The organism is Thermococcus sp. GR5, assembly GCF_012027535.1.
In the GTDB taxonomy this organism is placed as follows: domain Archaea; phylum Methanobacteriota_B; class Thermococci; order Thermococcales; family Thermococcaceae; genus Thermococcus; species Thermococcus onnurineus.
Map to the genome: position 1 here is coordinate 46,657 of NZ_SNUN01000005.1, position 20,719 is coordinate 67,375.

30 protein-coding genes and 2 tRNA genes are annotated in these 20,719 nt (G+C 46.6%); 7 read left to right on the plus strand and 25 right to left on the minus strand.

The annotated features are described in order from the left end of the window. Nucleotides 1-235: 235 nt before the first annotated feature. Together E3E33_RS06050 and E3E33_RS06055 are read left to right on the plus strand one after the other, a co-directional pair. A complete protein-coding gene (locus E3E33_RS06050) occupies nt 236-1,603 on the plus strand; it encodes a TldD/PmbA family protein (RefSeq protein WP_167711749.1) in 1,368 nt (455 codons plus the stop codon). A 10-nt stretch (nt 1,604-1,613) separates the two neighbouring features. Next, on the plus strand, nt 1,614-2,939 hold the full coding sequence (locus tag E3E33_RS06055) for a TldD/PmbA family protein (protein WP_167711748.1): 1,326 nt from the start codon (nt 1,614-1,616) through the stop codon (nt 2,937-2,939). Between the two features lie 82 nt (nt 2,940-3,021). Here the strand turns inward: E3E33_RS06055 and E3E33_RS06060 are convergent, their stop codons facing one another. Continuing rightward, nucleotides 3,022-4,017 (minus strand): class I SAM-dependent methyltransferase family protein, encoded by a 996-nt coding sequence (locus E3E33_RS06060; RefSeq protein WP_167711715.1) that lies wholly within the window; start codon nt 4,015-4,017, stop codon nt 3,022-3,024. A gap of 114 nt (nt 4,018-4,131) precedes the next feature. Between E3E33_RS06060 and E3E33_RS06065 the strand changes: the two genes are divergently transcribed. Continuing rightward, nucleotides 4,132-4,209, plus strand: a tRNA-Glu gene (locus tag E3E33_RS06065). 281 nt (nt 4,210-4,490) lie between these two features. Here the strand turns inward: E3E33_RS06065 and E3E33_RS06070 are convergent. The 20 genes from E3E33_RS06070 to E3E33_RS06160 all read right to left on the minus strand — a co-directional run bounded on the left by E3E33_RS06070 (nt 4,491) and on the right by E3E33_RS06160 (nt 12,760). Beyond that, the gene (locus E3E33_RS06070; protein WP_167711714.1) at nt 4,491-4,955 is read right to left on the minus strand and encodes a hypothetical protein; all 465 of its coding nucleotides are present in this window, start codon (nt 4,953-4,955) and stop codon (nt 4,491-4,493) included. A gap of 15 nt (nt 4,956-4,970) precedes the next feature. Beyond that, nucleotides 4,971-5,177 carry a hypothetical protein gene (locus E3E33_RS06075; protein WP_167711713.1) on the minus strand — a complete coding sequence of 69 codons (207 nt, stop codon included), beginning with the start codon at nt 5,175-5,177 and terminating at the stop codon, nt 4,971-4,973. Then, nucleotides 5,170-5,382: a hypothetical protein gene (locus E3E33_RS06080; RefSeq protein ID WP_167711712.1), complete on the minus strand. Its 213-nt coding sequence runs from the start codon at nt 5,380-5,382 to the stop codon at nt 5,170-5,172. The genes E3E33_RS06075 and E3E33_RS06080 overlap by 8 nt, the downstream gene beginning before the upstream one ends. Further along, the gene (locus tag E3E33_RS11080; RefSeq protein ID WP_255452936.1) at nt 5,382-5,513 is read right to left on the minus strand and encodes a hypothetical protein; all 132 of its coding nucleotides are present in this window, start codon (nt 5,511-5,513) and stop codon (nt 5,382-5,384) included. Before E3E33_RS11080 ends, E3E33_RS06080 begins: the two co-directional genes overlap by 1 nt. Nucleotides 5,514-5,519: 6 nt before the next feature. Beyond that, complete coding sequence (locus E3E33_RS06085) at nt 5,520-6,149, minus strand: hypothetical protein (protein WP_206203373.1); 630 nt, start codon at nt 6,147-6,149, stop codon at nt 5,520-5,522. 4 nt (nt 6,150-6,153) lie between these two features. Then, the gene (locus tag E3E33_RS06090) at nt 6,154-6,537 is read right to left on the minus strand and encodes a hypothetical protein (protein ID WP_240912036.1); all 384 of its coding nucleotides are present in this window, start codon (nt 6,535-6,537) and stop codon (nt 6,154-6,156) included. 140 nt (nt 6,538-6,677) lie between these two features. Next, nucleotides 6,678-7,082: a hypothetical protein gene (locus E3E33_RS06095; RefSeq protein ID WP_167711710.1), complete on the minus strand. Its 405-nt coding sequence runs from the start codon at nt 7,080-7,082 to the stop codon at nt 6,678-6,680. Next, nucleotides 7,079-7,417, minus strand: coding sequence for a hypothetical protein (locus tag E3E33_RS06100; RefSeq protein ID WP_167711709.1), 339 nt, complete (start codon nt 7,415-7,417; stop codon nt 7,079-7,081). The genes E3E33_RS06095 and E3E33_RS06100 overlap by 4 nt, the downstream gene beginning before the upstream one ends. After that, nucleotides 7,414-7,707, minus strand: coding sequence for a hypothetical protein (locus E3E33_RS06105; protein WP_167711708.1), 294 nt, complete (start codon nt 7,705-7,707; stop codon nt 7,414-7,416). Before E3E33_RS06105 ends, E3E33_RS06100 begins: the two co-directional genes overlap by 4 nt. Beyond that, nucleotides 7,704-7,898 carry a helix-turn-helix domain-containing protein gene (locus E3E33_RS06110; protein WP_167711707.1) on the minus strand — a complete coding sequence of 65 codons (195 nt, stop codon included), beginning with the start codon at nt 7,896-7,898 and terminating at the stop codon, nt 7,704-7,706. Before E3E33_RS06110 ends, E3E33_RS06105 begins: the two co-directional genes overlap by 4 nt. Next, nucleotides 7,895-8,218, minus strand: a complete 324-nt coding sequence (locus E3E33_RS06115) for a hypothetical protein (protein ID WP_167711706.1) — start codon at nt 8,216-8,218, stop codon at nt 7,895-7,897. The genes E3E33_RS06110 and E3E33_RS06115 overlap by 4 nt, the downstream gene beginning before the upstream one ends. A gap of 3 nt (nt 8,219-8,221) precedes the next feature. Next, nucleotides 8,222-8,521, minus strand: a complete 300-nt coding sequence (locus tag E3E33_RS06120; RefSeq protein WP_167711705.1) for a hypothetical protein — start codon at nt 8,519-8,521, stop codon at nt 8,222-8,224. 21 nt (nt 8,522-8,542) lie between these two features. Beyond that, nucleotides 8,543-8,617: transfer RNA gene (locus E3E33_RS06125), tRNA-Gln, on the minus strand. Nucleotides 8,618-8,842: 225 nt separating this feature from the next. Next, nucleotides 8,843-9,247 (minus strand): hypothetical protein, encoded by a 405-nt coding sequence (locus E3E33_RS06130; RefSeq protein WP_167712130.1) that lies wholly within the window; start codon nt 9,245-9,247, stop codon nt 8,843-8,845. Next, the gene (locus tag E3E33_RS06135) at nt 9,244-9,900 is read right to left on the minus strand and encodes a hypothetical protein (RefSeq protein ID WP_167712129.1); all 657 of its coding nucleotides are present in this window, start codon (nt 9,898-9,900) and stop codon (nt 9,244-9,246) included. The genes E3E33_RS06130 and E3E33_RS06135 overlap by 4 nt, the downstream gene beginning before the upstream one ends. Before the next feature lie 2 nt (nt 9,901-9,902). Next, nucleotides 9,903-10,082: a hypothetical protein gene (locus E3E33_RS06140; RefSeq protein ID WP_167712128.1), complete on the minus strand. Its 180-nt coding sequence runs from the start codon at nt 10,080-10,082 to the stop codon at nt 9,903-9,905. 339 nt (nt 10,083-10,421) lie between these two features. Next, nucleotides 10,422-10,847, minus strand: a complete 426-nt coding sequence (locus tag E3E33_RS06145; RefSeq protein WP_167712127.1) for an AbrB/MazE/SpoVT family DNA-binding domain-containing protein — start codon at nt 10,845-10,847, stop codon at nt 10,422-10,424. Nucleotides 10,848-11,213: 366 nt separating this feature from the next. Beyond that, nucleotides 11,214-11,675, minus strand: coding sequence for a hypothetical protein (locus E3E33_RS06150; protein WP_167712126.1), 462 nt, complete (start codon nt 11,673-11,675; stop codon nt 11,214-11,216). Nucleotides 11,676-12,052: 377 nt separating this feature from the next. After that, nucleotides 12,053-12,415 carry a GxxExxY protein gene (locus tag E3E33_RS06155; RefSeq protein ID WP_167712125.1) on the minus strand — a complete coding sequence of 121 codons (363 nt, stop codon included), beginning with the start codon at nt 12,413-12,415 and terminating at the stop codon, nt 12,053-12,055. 6 nt (nt 12,416-12,421) lie between these two features. Continuing rightward, nucleotides 12,422-12,760, minus strand: coding sequence for a restriction endonuclease (locus tag E3E33_RS06160; RefSeq protein ID WP_167712124.1), 339 nt, complete (start codon nt 12,758-12,760; stop codon nt 12,422-12,424). Nucleotides 12,761-13,241: 481 nt separating this feature from the next. Between E3E33_RS06160 and E3E33_RS06165 the strand changes: the two genes are divergently transcribed. Beyond that, nucleotides 13,242-14,498: a hypothetical protein gene (locus E3E33_RS06165; RefSeq protein ID WP_167712123.1), complete on the plus strand. Its 1,257-nt coding sequence runs from the start codon at nt 13,242-13,244 to the stop codon at nt 14,496-14,498. Between the two features lie 92 nt (nt 14,499-14,590). Here the strand turns inward: E3E33_RS06165 and E3E33_RS06170 are convergent, their stop codons facing one another. Then, the gene (locus tag E3E33_RS06170) at nt 14,591-15,109 is read right to left on the minus strand and encodes a hypothetical protein (RefSeq protein WP_167712122.1); all 519 of its coding nucleotides are present in this window, start codon (nt 15,107-15,109) and stop codon (nt 14,591-14,593) included. Nucleotides 15,110-15,466: 357 nt separating this feature from the next. Then, nucleotides 15,467-16,519, minus strand: coding sequence for a hypothetical protein (locus E3E33_RS06175; RefSeq protein ID WP_167712121.1), 1,053 nt, complete (start codon nt 16,517-16,519; stop codon nt 15,467-15,469). A gap of 305 nt (nt 16,520-16,824) precedes the next feature. Here E3E33_RS06175 and E3E33_RS06180 point away from each other — a divergent pair, with 305 nt between their 5' ends. Beyond that, on the plus strand, nt 16,825-17,748 hold the full coding sequence (locus E3E33_RS06180) for a hypothetical protein (protein WP_167712120.1): 924 nt from the start codon (nt 16,825-16,827) through the stop codon (nt 17,746-17,748). A 23-nt stretch (nt 17,749-17,771) separates the two neighbouring features. Further along, the gene (locus E3E33_RS06185) at nt 17,772-18,248 is read left to right on the plus strand and encodes a hypothetical protein (RefSeq protein ID WP_167712119.1); all 477 of its coding nucleotides are present in this window, start codon (nt 17,772-17,774) and stop codon (nt 18,246-18,248) included. Between the two features lie 80 nt (nt 18,249-18,328). Here E3E33_RS06185 and E3E33_RS06190 read toward each other — a convergent pair whose 3' ends face one another. Continuing rightward, the gene (locus E3E33_RS06190; protein ID WP_167712118.1) at nt 18,329-18,694 is read right to left on the minus strand and encodes a hypothetical protein; all 366 of its coding nucleotides are present in this window, start codon (nt 18,692-18,694) and stop codon (nt 18,329-18,331) included. Between the two features lie 767 nt (nt 18,695-19,461). Here E3E33_RS06190 and E3E33_RS06195 point away from each other — a divergent pair. Next, nucleotides 19,462-20,007, plus strand: a complete 546-nt coding sequence (locus E3E33_RS06195) for a hypothetical protein (protein ID WP_167712117.1) — start codon at nt 19,462-19,464, stop codon at nt 20,005-20,007. 77 nt (nt 20,008-20,084) lie between these two features. On the opposite strand, the gene E3E33_RS06200 is transcribed toward E3E33_RS06195, so the two are convergent. Continuing rightward, the gene (locus E3E33_RS06200) at nt 20,085-20,666 is read right to left on the minus strand and encodes a hypothetical protein (protein ID WP_167712116.1); all 582 of its coding nucleotides are present in this window, start codon (nt 20,664-20,666) and stop codon (nt 20,085-20,087) included. Nucleotides 20,667-20,719 lie beyond the last annotated feature (53 nt).

The window sequence follows — 20,719 nt, forward strand, 5'->3', positions numbered from 1 at the left end:
TTCCGTTTCCGTTAATCTCAAGTAGCTCTTTGAATTCAAGGAGCTTAGATCAGAGACAGAAGAAATGAAGACAATTAGAACCTTTCTCCTGCCGAAGTGTAGGTGCATGATTCCCCTCTCGAGTATTAAGACTTCAGAAGTTTTAATCATTTCTTTCGACAACCATCGAAACCCTCAAAAGACTTTTATATCTCTCCCCCGAGACATCAATGGACAAAGGTAAACGGTGATGACCATGGAGGCGCTTGAGAAGGCCCTTAGGTGGGCTGAGGACAACCTGAAAGCGGAATACATAGAGTTAAGGTATGAGAACTTAAGAAAGACGACGCTCGGCCTCAAGGATGGCGTTTTCACCAGCTTTACGGGCAAGTTCCATCAGGGAGTGGCCATAAGGGTTCTTGCCGAAGGCGCCTGGGGCTTTTCTTCAACCAGCGACCTCACCAATATTGAGAAGGCCATTGAAGAGGCGTACAAACTCGCAAAGGCTGCGGCACAGACGAAAAGGGAGAAGATTGAGCTGGCTGAGGTAAAGCCCGTCCAGGACTTCGTGAAGAGCAAGATGAAGATTAAACCCGCTCACGTAGACGTCGAGGAGAAAGTCTCTCACCTTAGGGAGCTTGAGAAGCTCCTCAAGGAGGATAATGCAGTAAAGAGCGTTCAGATACGCTACGAAGACGGCAGCGGGCAGAAGATACTCCTCACCAACGAGGGGACCAGAATAGAGTGGGACTACAACTACCTCTTCCAGGGAACCTACGTTACCGGAAAGAAGGAAGGAAAGCTTGCGATGGCAAGGGACAGCATCGGAGCCGTTGACTACGGCTGGGAGCTCATGACAGACTACGAGCCCAACGAAAAGGTGACTGAGAGGCTCCTCAGGAAGATGCACTCCCAGCTGGACGGCATCGCTCCAAAGCGCGGCGAGTGGCCTATCGTAGCGGGCCCAATAGTCGTCGGCATCATCGCCCACGAAGCTCTTGGCCACCTTGCAGAGGCGGACTTAACGATAAACTCACCGTTTAAGGACCTCATCGGCAAGCAGATTGCCCCAGAGTATGTCACAATGAGCGAGCGCTACGTTGAGGGCGGCTTTGGCAACGACAAGTACGATGACGAGGGTGTTCCGGTTAAGGACATCCACATCATCGAAAACGGAATTCTCAAGGAGATAATGCTCAACCGCGAGTACGCCCACAAGTGGGACATGGAGCCAAATGGCCATGCAAGGGCCGAGAGCTACCGCCACCCGCCGATAATCAGAATGCGCAACACCGTCTTCGAGCCCGGTGATTACTCCTTCGAGGAGCTCATCGAGGACATAAAGTTCGGTTACTACGTAGTTGACTTCCGCGGCGGCCAAGCGCAGCTCAACTCGGCCTTCCAGGTTGGAATTCAGGAAGGCTACGTCATCAGGAACGGTGAGATTGCAGAGCCTATAAGGGACACCTCTATCACTGGCGTGGCGATAGAGGCTCTCAAGAAGATAAGCGCTGTCGGTAAGGACTTCGGCCTTGAAGTCGGCTTCTGCGGAAAGGGACAGACTGCCTTTGTCAGCTCGGGTGGACCTCACATGCGCTTTGACGGGGGAATACTTATCGGGTGAGGTGGTGAAGATGGAGGAGCTTATCCGCTTCGGCGAGAAGTTTTTTGACGAACTCGAAATTGCCGTTTACCGCTCCCGCAATGTTAGCGTCAACATCGAACTGAACGAGATTTCAATGGCGAGCGTCAGAAGCGGCGCCGTAACGATAATCAGGGGAATAAAGGACAAGCGCCTTGGCCTGGCGATAATCGACAGCGACGAGCCGGCAAGAATAAAGGAAGCAATAGAGCAGGCTGCGAAGATGGCGAAGCTCAACAGCCCGGATGAGAAGTGGGTTTCACTTCCGGAGCCGGGCAAATACCGCGAGGCCCCAAAGCCGAACTATGAGCTTAAGGAGACTCCTCCTGACCGACTGGTCGAGATGATAGTTCACGGTATTAAGCTCGCCCGGGAGAAAGACCCCAACGCTATCGTTGCGGGTGGAGAAGGCGGCGTAACCTGGGAGGAGAGGCAGATCATCAACTCACACGGCATTGATGTCGCACAGGAAGGAGGAGCTGCCTACATATTCTTCGAGCTGGTCGGCAGAAAAGAAGGCGTCGTAACCCCTGGCATATTCGACTTCGAAGCGAGGAGAGACCTCAACCTCGATGTTGATGGTGTGGTTGAAAGGGCCGTCCGGAAGGTCGGCTGGGCTTACAACGTGAAAGCCAGCAAGAACGAGGAAGTGCCGATAATCCTCGGCCCATGGGCAATAGCGGGCCTCTTCAGCTACGCGCTCTTCCCGGCCTTCAGCGGCGAGAGGCTCGTCAAGGAGACCACTCCACTTGCAGATAAGGTCGGGGAACAGATAGCGAGCGAGGTTCTTACTCTCTACGACGACCCGTTCCACGAGCTCGCCATTGAGCCGGTTATAGCCGATGGTGAGGGTGTCCCAACGAGGAAGAACGTCCTCATCGATAAAGGAACCTTCAATGGCTTCGTTTGGGACAACTACTGGGCCAGAATCTACGGCACTGAGAGCACAGGAAACGGCAAGCGTGATTTGAGGAGCGGCGGAATAAACATCGGCTTCCACACCATGGCAATCGAGAACGGTAAAAAGAGCTTTGAGGATATGATAAGCGAGATTGACAGGGGCTACTTCGTGGACGGCTTCCAGGGTGCGCACTCGAGCAACCCGGACAACGGAAACTTCGCTGTAACGGCTAATCCGGCCTACCTCATCGAGGACGGTGAAGTCGTCGGCTCCAGCGTCTTCCTCATAGCGGGCAACGTCTATGAACTGCTTAAACAGGCCAGCGAGGTCAGTAAGGAGCAGATCGTTATGCCCTTCATGACGACAATGATAACGCCGTTCATCAGGTTCGAGAACGTGAAAATCGCCGGAAAGTGACGCCTTTCTTTTTTCTCAACTTTTAGAGCCTCTGCTCTCAATAAGCACGCAGCTAAAAAAGAATGTTCTCCCTATAAAACAGTCACTTCAAAACCCTGAAGTCTATCGCGATGTTGAACTGCCTCGGCGCGTAGGGGCGGACCTTTCTCTCATCCAAAAACTCAACGTGGAAGCCGAGCTCCTTCGCTATACCATTTATTTTCGCCTCGTGTTCAGAAAAGAGGTTCTCCTCGGGCCCAAAGCCATAGTAGTGGACAATTCCGCCGTCCTTAACGCTCAGCATAGCCTCCCTCAAAAAGCGGTCGGCGAACTTGGGGAGATTCATTATCACGCGGTCGGCCTCGATTTTTCCAGCGATCTTTCTAACGTCGCCGAGGATGGGAACAACATTCGGCGTCTTGTTCAGCTTTCTGTTTTCTTCGAGGTACCTAACTGCCCAGGGGTTGATGTCGCAGGCGAAGACGAGCTTTGCTTTCTTTGCGAGGAGTATCGAGTATGGCCCGACGCCGGCGAACATGTCGAAGACGATCTCACCCGGCTGGGTTTTCTCGAATATCCTCATCCTCTCGGTGGCGAGTCTCGGTGAGAAGTAGACCTTAGCAACGTCCAACCTGAGCCGTATCCCGTTCTCTCGGTGGAGCGTTTCGGTTCTCCTCTCACCAGCAAGGCGAATCAGCTCCCTAACGCGGTATTCACCTTCAACCTTGCTCCCCTTAGCAAAGACGGCCTTTATGTGCTTGTGGACTTTCAGAATTGCCTCGCCAATATCCTCCCCGTAGGGCATCAGCTCCTTGGGAAGCTCGATTATCGCGACATCGCCGATGATGTCGAAAGAACTCGGGAGAAGAGGCCTCACTTCTTCGGGAACCTCAACGACCTCGCGGTAGCTGTGGGGCCTCCGCTTAGTCTTCTCGAACTCTGCCTCCACGATTTCAAAGCCTTCAACTGGCCCGGTGACAGGGAAGAGTATGAACTCGCCCTCACGCTTCACGGAGTAGCTTTTAGCCAGAACACCGAGCTCGATGAGCTTTCGCCTCGTCTTTTCGGCTTCTCTCTTGGGGACTTTTACGGCGAACATCAGGGGTTAGTTACGCTGGAGGTTCAAAAGGTTTGCCGTTTTGACTTCCGAGGATATTACATCCAAGCTCCAGCGACGAAAGATTTTTAAACGCTCACCCTTCCCTAATATCGGGCCCCGGTGGTGTAGCCCGGTCAAACATGCGGGCCTTTCGAGCCCGCGCCCCGGGTTCAAATCCCGGCCGGGGCACCAAAACCGCGCTCCTCTCAATTCTGCGCCCTTCTACAGTCGAGAGCCGCTCTATAATCGCATCTTCTATGAAACGAGACCTGTTATAAGTCGCTTTGTCTAAAAGTTCGAGGACTTCTGGACTAATCGTGATATGTATAGTTTTGCGGAGCCTTCTCGGCCGTCTTTTAGGCATATAAAGCCCTCCAAAGGCTGTTCCATGTGTGGCCACACGTGGCCACATGTAGCCACACTGAAAAATTTGGCGCCCCAAGGATATAGCCATTGTGGTCATGGGCTTCACCTCAGATCTCGCCGGCCCTCCACAGGTTGTAGAATTTTGTCAGCGTGTTCAGCTTCTCGACGAATTCCCACGAGAGGTTGAGCCTGTTTGAAGTCCTGGACACTATCCCGAGCTGAATTAGCGTCTTCTTGACTATGCTCCAGTCCTTCCTCAGCTTTGCGGCAGGGTAGCCCCTCTCGCGGAGCTCCTTCTCAATGAGCTTGTTGATTTTTGTCTTTGAGATCTCCCCCTCGTCGAACTTGTTCAGGAGCTCGTGGTACTGCTCAAGCAGGTCCTGCTCGCCGAGGTATTCGAGGATGACCTCAAGCCAGTCTTCAGTGTAGGTCTCCCTCTTCTGCCTCAGCCGCTCGAGGAGGGCTTCGGCTATGCCTATGCGGTGCTCGTCGTCATCGAAGATTAGCTCAAGGAAGTTGTAGAGGCCCTTGAGCTTGAACTCGTTCTCGGGCAGGGCTATTTTGGGCTTCACCGGGCATCACGCTCCTCAACAACACTCTTCATAGTTCTCGGCAATCTCTTTGAGAAGGGCTATTGCTTCACTATCAGACTTGATGTCTTTCTCTTCGATGATTATGCGAACATAGTCCTCAGCTTCTTCGTAGCCACGCTCGCCGTACTCAACCATCAAATCAAAGTCAGTCATCCACTTGCCCTCAATCTTGAACAAGTCCAACACCTTCCGCTTAGCCACACTCCATCACCCCACTCACGGTTTTTGTGAGCATGGTTAGGCTTTCTGGAGTGTTTGGTGTGTGGGCTTTATCACTCGTAAATGACGGCCCGTATTCACGGAAAGTGTGAGCTAGGAAAGAGGCCGCACCCGGTGAAACCGAAATCCCGCTCACGGATTTCGTGAATACGTCAACATCCATAAGAAAGTTAACGGTCACGGCCATCACGCTCCCCCAAGTTTTATCAAAATCCAGAAAATCAAGAAAGGAGATAAGAATGCCACTGCAAGCCCTACGATTGTCCATTTCCACCCAACCATATCAATCATGAAACTAAGTGCTCCTTTCTTAGCCACGCCCCGTCACCTCCCCTCAACGAACTGCAAAAGCGAAGGAACTTCATCTGTAGTCCCGAACTTTGAGAACTCCACGACATCAAGGTACGAGCTCTCCTTCCACGCATCCTTCTCCAGAAGGTCCTTGTAGACCTCAAGCTCAAGCCAGCTTTCGATGTCCCACCTGTACAGCCACTTGTTCTCTTCGAGCTCCCACGGGAAGAACAGCCGGGCAAAGCCCTCCCATGCCCAACGTATTGAAACATGGCGCTCTCTGTTCCAATTCTCGGAGTACTTCCACTCCCTGAAGCCGCCGTACGGGTGAACCTCAACCTCCCCATTCCTAACTTCGACCTCGAAGCAGGAAGACCTTACTGTGACCACGATGTCCTCCTCGTGCTCAATCCAGACCCATATTCCCTTCTTCCAGTACTCCTCTTCCATGTCCCATGAGGGTATCTCGTCAATGAGCTCGACCCACCTGTCAACCATCCACTCGTCCCACATGTCTGGATCATAGAGGATTTCCGGCGGGACGCCCTCCATTTCCCTCTTGAACTGCTCCCACTTCTTGTCCACCTCTGCCTTGTAGCGGTTGTAAACCTCCTTTGCGAGCTTTTCCGCCTCCTCAATAGAGAGATGACGATACGGCTCCATAATATCACCTCCTCCACAGCAGGAACCTGAGCGTCTCGGGCAGCTCCTGAGCGGGAACGCGGATCACATCATCGAGGTGGACGAACGCGTAGTAATCATGAGCCGAGCCGTGCCCGTACCAGTCGAAGCTCACCGGCGTGTTTGCCACGTTCCAAACGAGGAACTCCTGCCCAAGGTTAACGAGGTAGTAGAAGTCAATACCCGCCTGCAGCGCGAACATCCTGTGGCCCTCGTACTGCTTGCCGTTCACCTTGACCTTCCCATTGACCAGGGCCGAGCGCGGGTTCATGTTTTTGAGTTCAAAGCCGGTGAAACGGAAGCCCTTGACGCCGCGGCGGTTGAGGTACTGGACGATGAGACTGTCAACATCGGTCACGTACATGTGCACGTCCAGGCCCTTCCGGGCCTTCTGGAGCGCCCGGCTGAAGTGCACGCGGTTCTCAGCGTCCCGCATGAGGCGCTTGAAATAGGTGAAAGCGTCGTCAATGCTGAGGGCATCCTGATAAACGAAAGCCGTGCGGGAGGCCATCAGGCCTTCACCTCCTTGGGCGCGACGACGATCTCCTCAACCTCGAGCTGCTCATCTTCGACCGGCTTCTCGCGCGTGCGCTTCACGAGAATCGCCCTGCTTTTAGAGTCCCATTGAGCCCATGAGAGCCCTCTGAGCCCCTCGAGGATCTTCTTGTACTCCTCGTACGGCACCTTCTCCCTGAGCTTGACCCTGTACACATCCATGTCCACGATGACCTTCGTCGGCACGTCGAGGGAGTTGAGGAAGGCCTCAAGCTCCTCCAGGCTCAAAGCGAGCTCGTGGTTCTCAGGGACGTCATCATCCTCGATGAGGACCTGAACCTTCCTCGCGTGCCAGGCCGCGAAGGCCTCCTCGAGCTTGACCTCAAGCTCCTCAGGGAGAGAAAGAGAGCGGACGGTCAAGCTCTCACCCCCCACGCGGCGAGGGTGGCCTGTCCGGCCTGAGCAACCTTCCCGGCGGCGCGGCGCTGAGCCTCCCGATCAAGCAGCTCCTTGAACTCCCTGAAAGCCTGCTCGTACGTGACCTCCTCGAGGAAGGCCACTTCCGCGTTCACGAGGAAGCCCCTGCGGTAGGCGTCAGCGAGGGGCATTATCTCGAAGCGGCTGCCCTCGGGCAGCTCCTCACCGTAGTGCTTGACGAAAAAGTGGGCCAGGGCCGCGCGGGCTGCAGTCTTGAGATCCTTCGCGATGACCAGGTACTCCTCGCCAATTCCTGAGAAGTACGCGTAGAACTTCATGCTCCCGCCTCCTTGATGCCGAGCTCAGCAAGCTTCTTCTCGATGATTTTGGGGCCGCGGGCCTGAAGATCTGCATAGTCCTTGAAGTCGGCATAGCCGAGATATTTCACTTCTACATGCTTGAATTCTCTGTCTTTTTCGTCGTAAAGCGCCATGTGACCAACTGCACCTTTTCTGAGTAGAGGCCTTCCCCACCAATCCTCTGCGGCGGGTTTTTCTGAGAGGAACACCTGTCCAGGTTTTAGGAACTCAACCTCTGACTCAATGACATAGTAGAGGTATCTCCTCATGCCACCATCCCCTCCCTGGCTATTGCGAGCGGGCCGTCGCGGAAGACGAGGCCGCGCCTGGCCAGGTCGTCCAGCAGGGCCTGAGCGTCACTGAGGTCAATGTGGAGCTCCCTGGCCAAGTCACTCGGGCTCCTCCAGCCCTCCCTCACAAGCTCAAGGGCCCTGACGCGCAGAAGAGACCAGTCCCTCATGAGCGACCCTCCTGAGAAGAAGATGAAGCAGAGGCCGAATCGGCCTCCTCGAAGTAGGCCTTCGTGTCCTCATCAAAGAGGCTGGTGTCCTTGTATAGGAAAACTGCGAAACCTGCGGTGTTCATGAGATTCATCAGATCGTCCTTCGCGAAAACGTCCCTCGCTACCGCGAAATTGGCTTGATAGTATTTCCTTTTCCTTGATGGCGCGCTCCATCCTCCGACAGGGTCGGGTGCAATTATGGCGTATTTGTAGCCCTTCTCTTTGTGCTTCTGAAGAAAGTCTATGACATCATCAATAGTTGCAATCATCGTCGTCATGGCTCACCACTCCTCCTCTTCCTCCATGAACGGGTCAAGGTCTTCCTCATCCCCCCACTCGTCCCATTCGTCCTCGTCTCTGCTCTTATCGTCCCAATCGACGAAGTATGTGGCCTTGTTGTCCTCGAACTCCTTAAGCTTCAGACCGAAATCATCGAAGTCGATGCGCTCTGGCACTTTTGGAGGCTGGACGTTGAAGTGTATCACAAGGGCCTTCCTTCCGTCCGTGTAGTGCAGGGTCTCTATCACGTCCACAAAGCCGAACTCCATCGAGCCTTCGAATGGCTTTGAATACCTCCCCATCTCAAACCACCTCCTTCGAAATGGTAGCCCGGCGGGGAGTCGAACCCCGGTCGCCGGATCCAAAGTCCGGCATGCTTGCCCCTACACCACCGGGCTGCCCGATCCGCCTGAGCTTGTTCAGAACCGCGTTGATGACTTCCAGCCGCCCCTCCTCATAAGCCGCCTTGAGGGGCTCATTCCTGAGCGAATACGAAAACCTGGCCTCCTCCGCCCTCTTCTTCTCGGCCTCAAGCCACGCTACCACGTCCTCAAGGCTCTCCTGCGGGCGGGCCTGCTTCAATTCCTCCGCAACCCAACTCCAGAAATTGGCCTCAGACTGGCTCATTCGGAGTCACCCCCTACGAGCTTCCTGATGTGCTCGTCCACGCAGCGGAGAACCTCTTTATTCGCCATCATGTGAGCAATCCTGCCAGCCCAAACCCAAAGAATAGCTGCATCTGTTCCGATTGAGTCATACCAAGTGTCCCTCGTGAGGGAAATTCCAATCCCCTTGTCTTCATCGAACCAGCTGAATGTTACCTCGAACGAGTGCCCGTCCTTTGGATTCCAGAAGTGTCCAATCGCAAATCTCCTGCCAAGTGGATCTTCCAAAACTGCAGACTCTACAACATAGTCTTCTGCGTATTTTTCCCTGGACTTGTGGACTTCAACGAGCTTCAACTCGGCAACATTGGCAAACTCCACTTGGAGGGTTGTTATGAGATCATCAATCCAGAACTTCTTCATGCTTCCACCTCCACTACCTCTCCAAAACGAAAGGAGTCGAGACGCTTCACCACCCAAGCGGGTTCGCCATAGTGCGGGTCCTTCTCGACCACGAGGCCGAGCTCCTCAGAGACAAGCACCTTGCCCTCGTCGATGAACCACTCCTCGAGCAGCTCCCGCGCGTGCTTCTTGAAGTCCGAAGAATAGCCAAGGCGCTTGAGCAACTCAAGCATCTTAATCCTGCCGTTCTTGCCAAAGCGGTCGAGGATCTCGTGCAGCTCCTGCTTGAAGTCCGCGGCCCTGCGCTCACGAGCACTCATTTTAAGCTGCTTCCTCAGCTCGGCAAGCTCCTGCTTAAGCTGCTTGTTCTCCTCCTCAAGGACCTGCCTGATGAGGCGGAGCTTCTCATTCTCCTGCTCGAGGCGGAGATACTTAGACTCAAGATCGGAGTAGGCCTTCTTCCACTTCTCAGCCTCGGCCCTGAACTCATCGCGTTCGCGGATAATCACGGCAACGTCTCCAATTGTTGTCGCATCGAGAAGGTCCTTCAGAAACTCCGGCCTCGAGCGGGAGCCCCTCATCTCGTCAAACTTTCTGGCATAACTGACCTCTAACCGAATAAGCCACTCTTCCACGGGCTCCTTGCGTCTCTTCGGGGCTCCTCTCCTAGCCATGGTTAAACCTCCTGAACTTGCGAGAATCTACCATGCTTCTTGGCAAAGTCGAACAGGTCAATGAAGAACTCGGCCCAAGGCTTGTCCCCACGAGCTTCTTCCATTTCCAGGTACTTCTCATAAGGCAACTCGAAGCCGATCCTACGAACCGGCCCATGCTTGCGAGGTCTTCCACGTCCCACCGGACATCACCTTTGAACAATATTTTTGTTCGAACAAAATTATTGTTCAAAACTATAAAAACCTTTCGTGAACTGATGAATTCAGTTGAACAAAGTTTTTGGACAGAACAATACATTCATTATGTCAGTAGAGCTCCACCAAGAAAGCCAGAAGGATTATTTATTTATAGCTATAATTAATTCGTCCGTTTTACAACTTATAATTAAAATCACTATGAATTTATGATATCATATTTGACTTTTTGAAATTCAGGCTCTCTGAGAGGTTAAAACATATCTTTTCTTCTCTCTTCTTCTTTCTTTCAGAGAATTGAATTATAGATATATATAATTCCGCCTTCAATAAAGATTAAGAGTAATATTCTCGAGCAAGTGTTTTTCCTCATCAGCGGAAATGAGTTTGAATTTTCCGGAACTGTACTGTCTGAGCAGGAGGTAATGTTCTTCGGGTATTATCTCATGCAGTTTCTGATAACCAATCAGGAGGATTTCTACAACATCTCCTTTTTTAATTCCGAGCTTATTTATGAGTTCTTTGGGAATAGTAACATTGCCTCCAGAAACCAACATACCTTCAAAATATGCTCTGTGTACCGGACGTTTGTTCTCGTCAAGGGTTCTGATGATCAATTTGACAATATCCCCATCCGACAACCCAAGAAAGTCTCTCTCATTACTTATAATTCTCACTCGCCCTTTGACATATACTTTCGCATGAAACTTCGCTAGTGGTTCGATGATTTTAGCGTTATCCTGGTCGGCCAAGCCTCTCCCTCCCGGACGGTTGCCTGTATGGACATACTCATGTCCTTATTGTACTTATTATCTTATAGGGTTTACCGTTAAGTAGCTGTTTCAATGGGATTTCTAATTATTGTATCAATACATTTATATACGACTTCTCTCAATTCCTGAATGGGGGATAACGATGACTAGGGGACTTCCATCATATCTAACTCGTGTTCAGGATACTCGTACTGAGGACTATAGGACAATTGATTTAGATTGGGAAGCTTTTAAGGCAAAAATGAATGCTCGTCCTAAGGAGAAAGTTGGACCCATCGAATATGCAAGGATTATTAGCAGAATGACTTCACTTTTAGCGGAAAAGTAAAGAAGATATTTTCTGAGTCATTTCTTATTATAATATCCTTCTCTCTTACCCCCGTCCACAATTAACACGTAGATAATCATAACAGATCTGTCACGAACAACAGAGTATGTAACCCTATACTTTTGATTTAACTTTGCCCTGGCAAGTACAAAATCATCTTCGTTAATATTAACATGGCGTATCTTAAAGTAAAAGTCTCTTACTATCCGTGAAGCCCATTCAAAATAAGGATCTTCCTCAAGTGGTATTACCTCAAAACCTAACCTGTAAAGCTCATCAGGATCTATTTTACCATTAAGTTCTATAGCATCTAAAAACTCCACAAATTTTTTCTGAGCATTAGGATGAACTTTTGGTTTAGTAGTACGAATTTGACCATTGCTATCCCTCAAGGGCTTTTTTGTGTCTTTATCAATTTCAATACCAAATGTTTTAGCCACTTTCCTGTGAATCCTCAGATCAATCCTAAAACTTTCCATTGGACAACCCCATCTAACTTATTGAACAAAAGTTTAAAAATAAAACTACTCCCTACTCTCTTAACTTAATCCGCTTAGGTTCTCTTGGAAACTCTATTAGAAAAACTAATCAGAGAGGCCTTAGAAGAGTTCAAAAGTGATATCTACGAGATTTATGGCCTTATCATTAAGTTTAACACTAGCAAGGAGATCGTTCTTCGTGAATTGAAGAAACTCGAAGCAAGGGAAATATATGAAGAAGACTGCGAATATGTTAAAGGTTATTATTGAGATCATGGCGTTTAATCTCCATGTGGGGCAAGGGATTAATGTATAAATTTGATTGAGAGGGCTTATACTTTTTTGGCATGCTAAAAAATTAAAGTGAAGATACCTAGCTACTCGCAATAAAATTTCCTTAGATACATTTTCTCAATATCTGGGGGCACAATAGAAGTATCTGCATATGAGGGAACTACAAGAATTTTCTTTATAATCCTAACATTCAATCCAGCGAGATTTCTTGCATATCTATTTATCTGATCAATGTGCTCTTGAGTTACTTTACACACAGCCTTAACCTCCACTATGACCCGTTCTATCTTCCCGTCAGATACTCGTCGTTCAACTACAAAATCTGGCTCATAGTTCTCTCTTCTCTCTCTGTGTTTTATTATCCAGCCCTCTGAGGCAGGATATCTTTTTCTTAAACGTTCTTTGACATAAGGATACATATCAAACTCCGATACCATACTAACCACACTCCCTCACCTAGTTATCCGTTTGATCCTCAATCCCTTCTCCTTAGCAATTTTCTTTGCAGGATTAGTCAGTTTAACATTAGGCCCAAGAATGAGTGTTGGTATGCCCTTTCTGTAGCTAAGCTTCTTGTAGACGGCCAATATTTGTGAAGCTGTTAAAATCTGTTTCCCACCCTTAATTTCCGTTGGGTACCTTTCTTTCCCTCTTTCTATTATTGCATCGATCTCATATCTCCTGCCATTCCGTTTTCCTACCACATTTCGTTTAACCCTGTATCCTCCCTTCCTATACCTGCTTGTCACTCTTTTTTCAAAACCCGAGCCTTTACCCCTTCTTCTTGGCAAAGGCTTACACCCCCCAAACTTCTGTACATTTTAAGGAACAACTGATTACAAGAAGAAATATTGGTTTTATCTATTCTAAAAACGAAGCTTGGAATACATATACCTTACCCTAGTAGTATTTGCCGGGGTGACGAATTTGCGCTTCTAAGTTTGCCTGTGGGATAAGGACATAGAAAAGGTAAATGTCGGACAAATTGTCCAATAACGACATTGTTGATGCTAAGGTCCTTCTGACGTCGAAGTCGCGTGGGCAGAGTAAAATTAGAACACGAGAGGCAAGGGCAATAATTACGTACGTAATTTATTTAAGGAATAACGTCACATCTTGAGCAGTGGTCGCATGAGTCAGGAGGAGGGATATATAAAAATTGGTTAGAGCAAGTTAGATAAGCTGGTTTTTAATAAGTCAAACCAGCGATGGGCTGAATTCGAGAAATTTAAGGTTGAGCGAGAGGATAGGATTGGAGAGTCAACTTGAGGGATGTCTATGATTGCTATTTGTCCGTATTGTGGTAAGCTACAAAAAATTGATTTAAAAAATTATGAAGAAAGCTTTAATGTTTATACTTTTCCGGGCAATATAAAACAGTCCAAGGTCTATTGGGATAAATTGGGAGATGCAAATAAACTTCATTGCAAAGAATATAGATGCAATAGCTGTGGCGAAATATATACTCTAGCACTAGTTCCTAAGGAGTTGGATGAATTAAAAAATGCTAAGGGTAAAAGTTTATACTTTAAAATGCCTCTGTTTCTTAGAATAATATCGGCTAGATACTATATTAACATTAGATCAAAGAGATTAGTAATTTTTCCAATTCAATGGTTGTTTTTTGGTTTAATCATTTATTTCGCTATTACCAAGGAAAATGAGATCATTAGTGGTATACTAGCAACATTCCTTGTTTCTATTATTCTTTTGACTATGGGAGTTGACAAATTTATGGAGTTTAATTTTTTTGTTGAATTCCCAATCTCACTCTCTGAAACTTATCTAAGAGAGTACTTTTCTGTGTTAGATCATCTGTTCAAAAAACACATTCTGAAACAGTTAGCTCACTATGAAGCCTATGCTCTCGGCGGTATCGTTATCCTCCGATTTATAGATAATTGGAATAATATCACCTACATAATAGGAGCATTAACATTGAGTAAAGTTCTTGGATATATGCTCTCATTAATTCTCTTTTGGGTAATTTGGGGTTTATTAGCAGTGCCATTTTCAATTGTGATGGGGATTGATGAATTGCTCAAAAAATATGCTCTGTACATTGATTTTAGTAAAGGGGTTGGATTTGAGAAATTAGGCAAAATTTTGTTTATTCTACTATTGGCTCCCTTCACTTTTTCATGCGGTGTTTTTATGCCAATACTACTTGAGTATCCTAATACTAAAGCGGCAATTTCTACTTATTTAGTAACAGCAGGAAGCCTAACCATAGTTGTTGTTTATATTGGCTTTCTTCCCTTAATAACCTATCATAAAAAAATCAAGGCTGCAAAAACTAAAGAGTTACAAGAGCTACAAAGCCTACTTCAAAAGTATTATACCCTACTAAAAGGGGGAGATCGCGTAGCCTTTGAACAATTCTCCACAATAAAAGAAGCTCTAGACCTTATAAATTCAGTAGAAGAATGGCCTAGAAGCTTTAAGTATGGAATGACTATACTTGCGGCAGTAGGCACTGCCATATTGTATATCCTCTTGGAAAATCTTTTTAGTCAATTACTCCACTAAGCCAAAGAACGCTTAGAGCAAAAGCTTGTTCTCTCCAGGATCTACAAGACATTCCATAGTAATTTAAATGTGAGACCGTTCACCACGCTTTTTTAGATTCTCTGGAACTGTAAAGGGGTTAGTTCAAAATGCTTTTTGACAGGTTTTAGATCGCATTCTCCAAAATACCTCGGTAGTCCAAACTCAGACATGTGAACTTTTGGGTAAATTATTATGTCTACAGAGCATTCTTCTAACTTAATCTCGAATGGAAAGCGCAATCCTGTGATTGAATTATTGCCAGGAATTTGAAACGTCTCTGTTTTGAAGTAAAATCCTGCCTTGTGTTGGTACCCGCTTTTTAATCCCGACTCAAGGATCCTCCGATCATCTATTAGCTTCCAGGGCTTGTCCAGAATGAACTCTATTTGGATTATAAACTCTCTCTTGTCATTGTTTCGTATATTGATAACCTTTCCATTAGCAATATCTTCAGGTTTTAATAGGACTTTTTCAGAATACGAGAATGCTGGCGGGAAAAAGACGTCCAATTTAGGGACATAAAAATGATAGAGAACAATCTTGGATAATACGGGAAAAGAGGCAATTATGGCTATTATCGAGAGAATCAAACTTAGTGTCCCAACCAATATTTTTGAACCCTCCGTATAGGCCTTGTCTACTATACTCTAAATTAGTCCCCTCCGTTTTAGACTGGTGTAGTGGTCTACGTGGGTGTAAGTGCATGATAAGTAGTCATTGAATTGTTTTTTGTTTTCGAACTTTAGTTGTCGCCTTATTTTCTGGAGAAGGTCATCGGACAGTGTTTTGTACTTTTTGCCCCTGCTGATTTTTGTTCTTATTTGAGTGTATACTTCTCCCGTGTATGGGTCCGTAAAGAAAAACCAGTCATGGTCTCTGTTCGTTACTTTCCGAAAGCCCTTGCTGGTTAGTGTGGAGACAAGATGGTCGCGTTTCATAGGCATTGGTCACTCCTCCTTTACGGGAAGAGGTTTTATGACGACCGGTCTGTACTTGTGTGAGAGATCATTCAGGTCAAGGTACTTGGAAAGTTCTTCTTTTATTTTCCTTGCAGATTCTGCTAAGTCTTCGTCTTTAAACGCTAGGAAGCCAATTATCAGCCCTTCAAGGCTATCTTCAAGGTCCTTCATTGCTTCTTTGTAGGTTTTACCGTACCCCTCAATAGCCAGCCGCTCATTCCTCAAAATCCAGAGGTTGTCTTCCATATCGTAGCTAAACTCCACAAATATGGGCTGTTTAAGCTTGAACTTGCCTATTCTCTGGAGAGGAACTTCCCTTTGGGGGATTATGTTCAGGAGTTCTCTTATTTCTCTCTTCTTGGCTGTTTTCTCCAGTAGTCCTGTGATCTTTACGGGGACTGCCTTATAATATTCTTTCACTTGTGGTTCTAATTCGGGAGTTATGTATACTTTGATGCGTTCTCCCTCGGTAGTGTCAATGATGAAATAACGGGGATCTTTTCCGTGAAGATCTGTAATAATACCAACAACTTCGACGGTGGCTTCCTGTAAGTACTTTAACTTCATTTTATGCACGAAGTCTCTCTGTTTCGGTCCGAGTCTAATCTTTCTTTTAGGGAAGTCTTTACTTATGCCGAGAATGTAATCATCAGAGGAAGGTATCACCTCTTCGACAGATGTGAGCAGTCTGTAACCATACAGGGGGTCTTTTAAAGATTCCCTGATAACCTCATCAAGAGCCTTCTCGTCTTCTTCTTGAATCGCGTCATACACCTCATAGTGAGTTTCAGCGACTTTGCTCTGGAGCTCGGGTAAGGTACCCCCAACAAATTCCAGAGCTACTTCCACACTCCCTTCTTGTATCTTGGAGAGGAAGAGTCTGAATTTTGGTTTAAGCTTTTTACCATATTGAGCTTCAGCTATGATGTTTATTTGCTTTTGAATTTGGATTAACAGCTTACCAAACGTATATGCCTCAACCTTGTGATCTGTGACGACTTTTCGCCCATCTATGTGGATCCATATCTTTGGGCGTTCCATAAGTATCACCGCAAACATGGTTATTATGATAGATTATTTAATAAGACTATCAAACTCTTGTGTTGAGGCATTTAAATAACTACCGTTGGGTGATATCCAAAATTCTGGTGTTTTCCAGCGTGCGGCGGCGAAATGTTAAAATAGCTGGTGGTAATAAGTCGTTTTGTTGATTAAAAAACGCAGAGGAGGATTCAAGGATGGGAAAAAGTGTTACTGTAGTGTTAGTTATTCTTTTGATCCTTTCCCTTGGAGCAAACGTTGTGCTGTTTGCCTCTAATGAGGAGTTGTCAGCTAAAGCTTCGAATGTGGATGAGTATGAGGCTCAGATTAAAGCCCTTCGGACAAATATAACCTTGCTTAAGGACAACATCACAAAGCTTCAAGCGCTTGTTGAGATGCACAAGCGGAACGAAGCGACTCTCGAGAAAGTTAACAAGGAGCTCGAGGACGAGCTGGCCGAGCTGAGGAACAAGTACAATTCTCTCCAATACACTCTCCAAGACTACCAAACGATGGAAGCCAACTATGAGAAATACTACGAATTCTCCAGGAAGTATTTTGTGCTTCAGGACTTTCTGGAGAGCGTGCTGACATCTGACCAAGAGCTCGCGTTGAAGCCGCACGTGCTGGCCGCTGTCTCTAAGCCAGAATATACTGCCAATTCCCTGGCAGACCTCACCAAATACGTCGCGGATCATGTGGAGTATGCTCAGGACCAGCCAGTCCCACTCCCACCGTCGCCAGAGGAGCTGAAGTACGGCTCATACCACCCAAGAACTGCGCCGAACGTGTTTTTGCTGCCTTCTGAGACGATAGAGAAAGGCTATGGTGACTGTGACGACATCAACACGCTCCTTGCAGCCATGGTTAAGGTGTACTTCAAAGATGTTTATGGGCACGATTATACAGTCCTTCTCGTTGCGGGCTTCCGCGAGAGCGGTTCGGGCCACCTCTTTGTGATGGTACCAGTCAAGGGTGGCAAGCTGGCCATTTTGGACGCATCTGGATCACCGTACTGGACAGGGAAGTCGATTTTGGACTCCCTCTTCGGGAGCGATGCCGCCGAGGCAAAGCCTGTGAGGGAAGCATGGGACGAGTACATGGACAGACTTGGCTCTCCGTTCGACAAGGTTGAAGTGTACTACATCGATTTTTATGGGGACGCCAGGAAGATGTTTGAAGGCAACCCCTCAGAGATGCTTGACTGGCTTGAGGATTACACGAGCTAATGCCTGCCGGTTGCCGTGAGGTGATGGACAATATGGTATGGATAACTTTTTTCCTCACTCTTCTTTCCGGTGCTATTACAGCCCTAATAGGAGTTCACATTCAGCATTGGTATTCCAGGAAGAAGGCCCGGAAACGTCTAATTGAAGCGCTAAAGGAAGAGATTAGAGTGAATATTCGAAGATTGGAGGAGAGCATTCAATCCCTACAAGAGAAGAGTTCTACAGACATATCTCCCTTCTTGACTGTTTGTTATGAAGCTCTCATAACTCAAGATCCAGAGCTACACTACAAAATATCGTTAGAGACCAAGCATCTGGACGAAGCTTATACAGGTCTCCAAGTGATAAATATGAGGTACTCATTAATAGGTTCAGTTTCACTTATAACCTCGCTCATACCGTTCATTGAGGGCGATCCAGAATCCAAGATTAATGTTCTGAAAGGCATAAAAGAGAAACTAGAAAATGTTCTCGAAGTTTTGGATACAATGAAAATTTGAGAATGGCGGCTGAAAAGAGAAAGGGTCAGCCAGTCACGACTTCTACTATTTTTCCCTCGTCTACGAATGTTCTTTGAGTTTTAGGTGTCCACGTATGGCGAGAAATATCCTATTGTAGCAGCAATTATGAGGAGTACAACCCATAGGGAACCACCTTGCATAATGGCATACCCTGCTAAAAACCCAAAGAATATTGCAATGATCCCGAGGAGACCTCCAACCTTATACCCTGCCAAGAACTTGGAAGCTGGTTCTATAAGTGACATAATGCCAAAAAGTACCATAAACCCTCCTGCGTGGGGCACAAGGGGCTCAAACGCTTTAAATATTGAGTTCATTGCTATTGATTCTGGATCCCCTCCTAGCCTTGCAAAAAGTCCACTAAGAAATCCAAAGCCCATAACAAACTGTCTAACAAAGATTTCTCCTTTCGAAGGCCTCCCCATTTTGGGACCCTCCAGGCCTAGTATAGTGGATTATAAAAACTGATTACAAGAATAGGGTGTTTGGTTTTATCTGCCATAAAAACAAAGCCCGGAATACATATACCTTATCCTGGCAGTATCTGCCGGAGTGACGAATTTGCGCTTCTAAGTTTGCCTGTGGGATAAGGGGATAGAAAAGGGAAATGTCGGACAAATTGTCCAATAATGGCATTATTTAGGCAAAGGTCCTTTTGTTGAATAAGTCAAGTGAGAAGAGTAAAATAATGACACGAAAAGCAAAAGTAATAATTACGTACGTAAATTATTTAAGGAATAATGTCACAGTTTTATGTGATAAACTGCTATTGTTAAGAACCGGAGGAGAGAAAAATGGAGCCCGTTATTTGTTCTGCAATACGGTCAAGGAGAATTATTAAGTTTTATTACAAAGGAGGTATCCGCATAGTAGAACCCTTTTGCTATGGCGTAAGCACAGCAGGAAATGAAGTCTTAAGAGCGTATCAGATTGGGGGATATAGCGAGTCAGGCAAGCCGGTCGGATGGAAACTATTCCGGATATCCGAAATATCCGGTCTAACAGTGACTGACGAACACTTTGAGGGCAATAGGCCAGGATATAATCCTAGAGATAAAGCGATGGTGAGGATCTATTGTCATGTTTGATCTTTATTTTTCTATAAATTCTTGAAGGCTTTCTTCATATCATTCAGTTAGTAGTAAGGGAAGTTTATAATTTTCAAAATCTAAAATGAATTGGGTGGGTTTATATGAAGATTCTTGGCATCCTCGAGAAAATGGGAATTAAAAAAGCTCGTGACGACTATGAGCCCAAGGAACTACAAGAAATAAAAAAGAAGGCTGTCGAAGTTGCAAATATTCTCTGGAACGAAATCGAAACCGTTCAGGAGAAAATAGAGGTTCAAAAACAGGGGATTAACAAAACAAAAGCCCGAATTGAAATTCTTGGTCGGGAGAGAGCCATCCTGCTACATATGTATTTGCTTTTGGCCGAAGAACTTTTTGTCTGGAGAGAGTTTAATATGAGGCTCGAGCAAGTCCAGAGAAAACTTAGGGAGTTGGAAGAAAAATACGTCCATGAACTTGAAGAGTTTCAAAAGATAATAGCAAAGATTGAGAACACAGACTTCTCTAAAGGCGTGGAGGGTATTGATCCAGAGCTTGTTGAACTCGCTAATTTGTCCATTGAAAAGTTCAAAGATTTGGATGAGTTAAGTTCAAAATTAAAAGAGATGGAGGAAAAAGTTACACTTATTCAGCAGGAGATAAAAGGTAGTTTTGAAGGTGCTGAATAACTCTTAGAGAAATGGCAAATGACACAATTCCAAGATTCTAGGTCTTATTAGAAATGCTTTCTTTGGTACTTATTGCTCTACCTCGCTATCCATTTCGTATCTTCTCTATAGAACCAAGCTTCGCATCTTTCTTTGATTAAATCTACTTCCGCTTTGAGTTTCTGTAGATCGTAATCTTCTGCTTGAAACATGAAATGAAGTGTTTCAGGATCGAGATTTCTAAGAAAATCTTTGGGGTCAATTCCCACGATAGCCGATCTTGGCATTATGTTCATATCAGCATAGTTGTGAGCTTTTGATTCTCCGAACCATTTCTCTAACCTCTCATCATAGTGCTCCAGATGGTTCCTTAGGCGTCGGGCCTTGTGAATTTCTAATTCCTTCTCAAGCAGACCTAGTTCTTCTAAGATTTCTTTCCGCTTTCTACCTTTATCAGGCGCGAGTATCTTTGAAATGTTTGCAACATGTGTGAGAAATGAATGAGCATTATAAAACACCTCAAGCCGTAGAGTCTCTTTTAATGCAGAATCATCCTGAGGTGAGAGGTTAAGAAGTCCACAGAGACTTCTTATCATTTGGTTATATGCGTATTGGGCAAATCTTGCTTGGAGATGCAGTTCATAAATATACATTCTAAGTAACTGTTTCTCCACAATCAACACCTCTTATGAAACTTTGCCAGTGGCTCGGTGATTTTGGCGTTTTCTGGCAT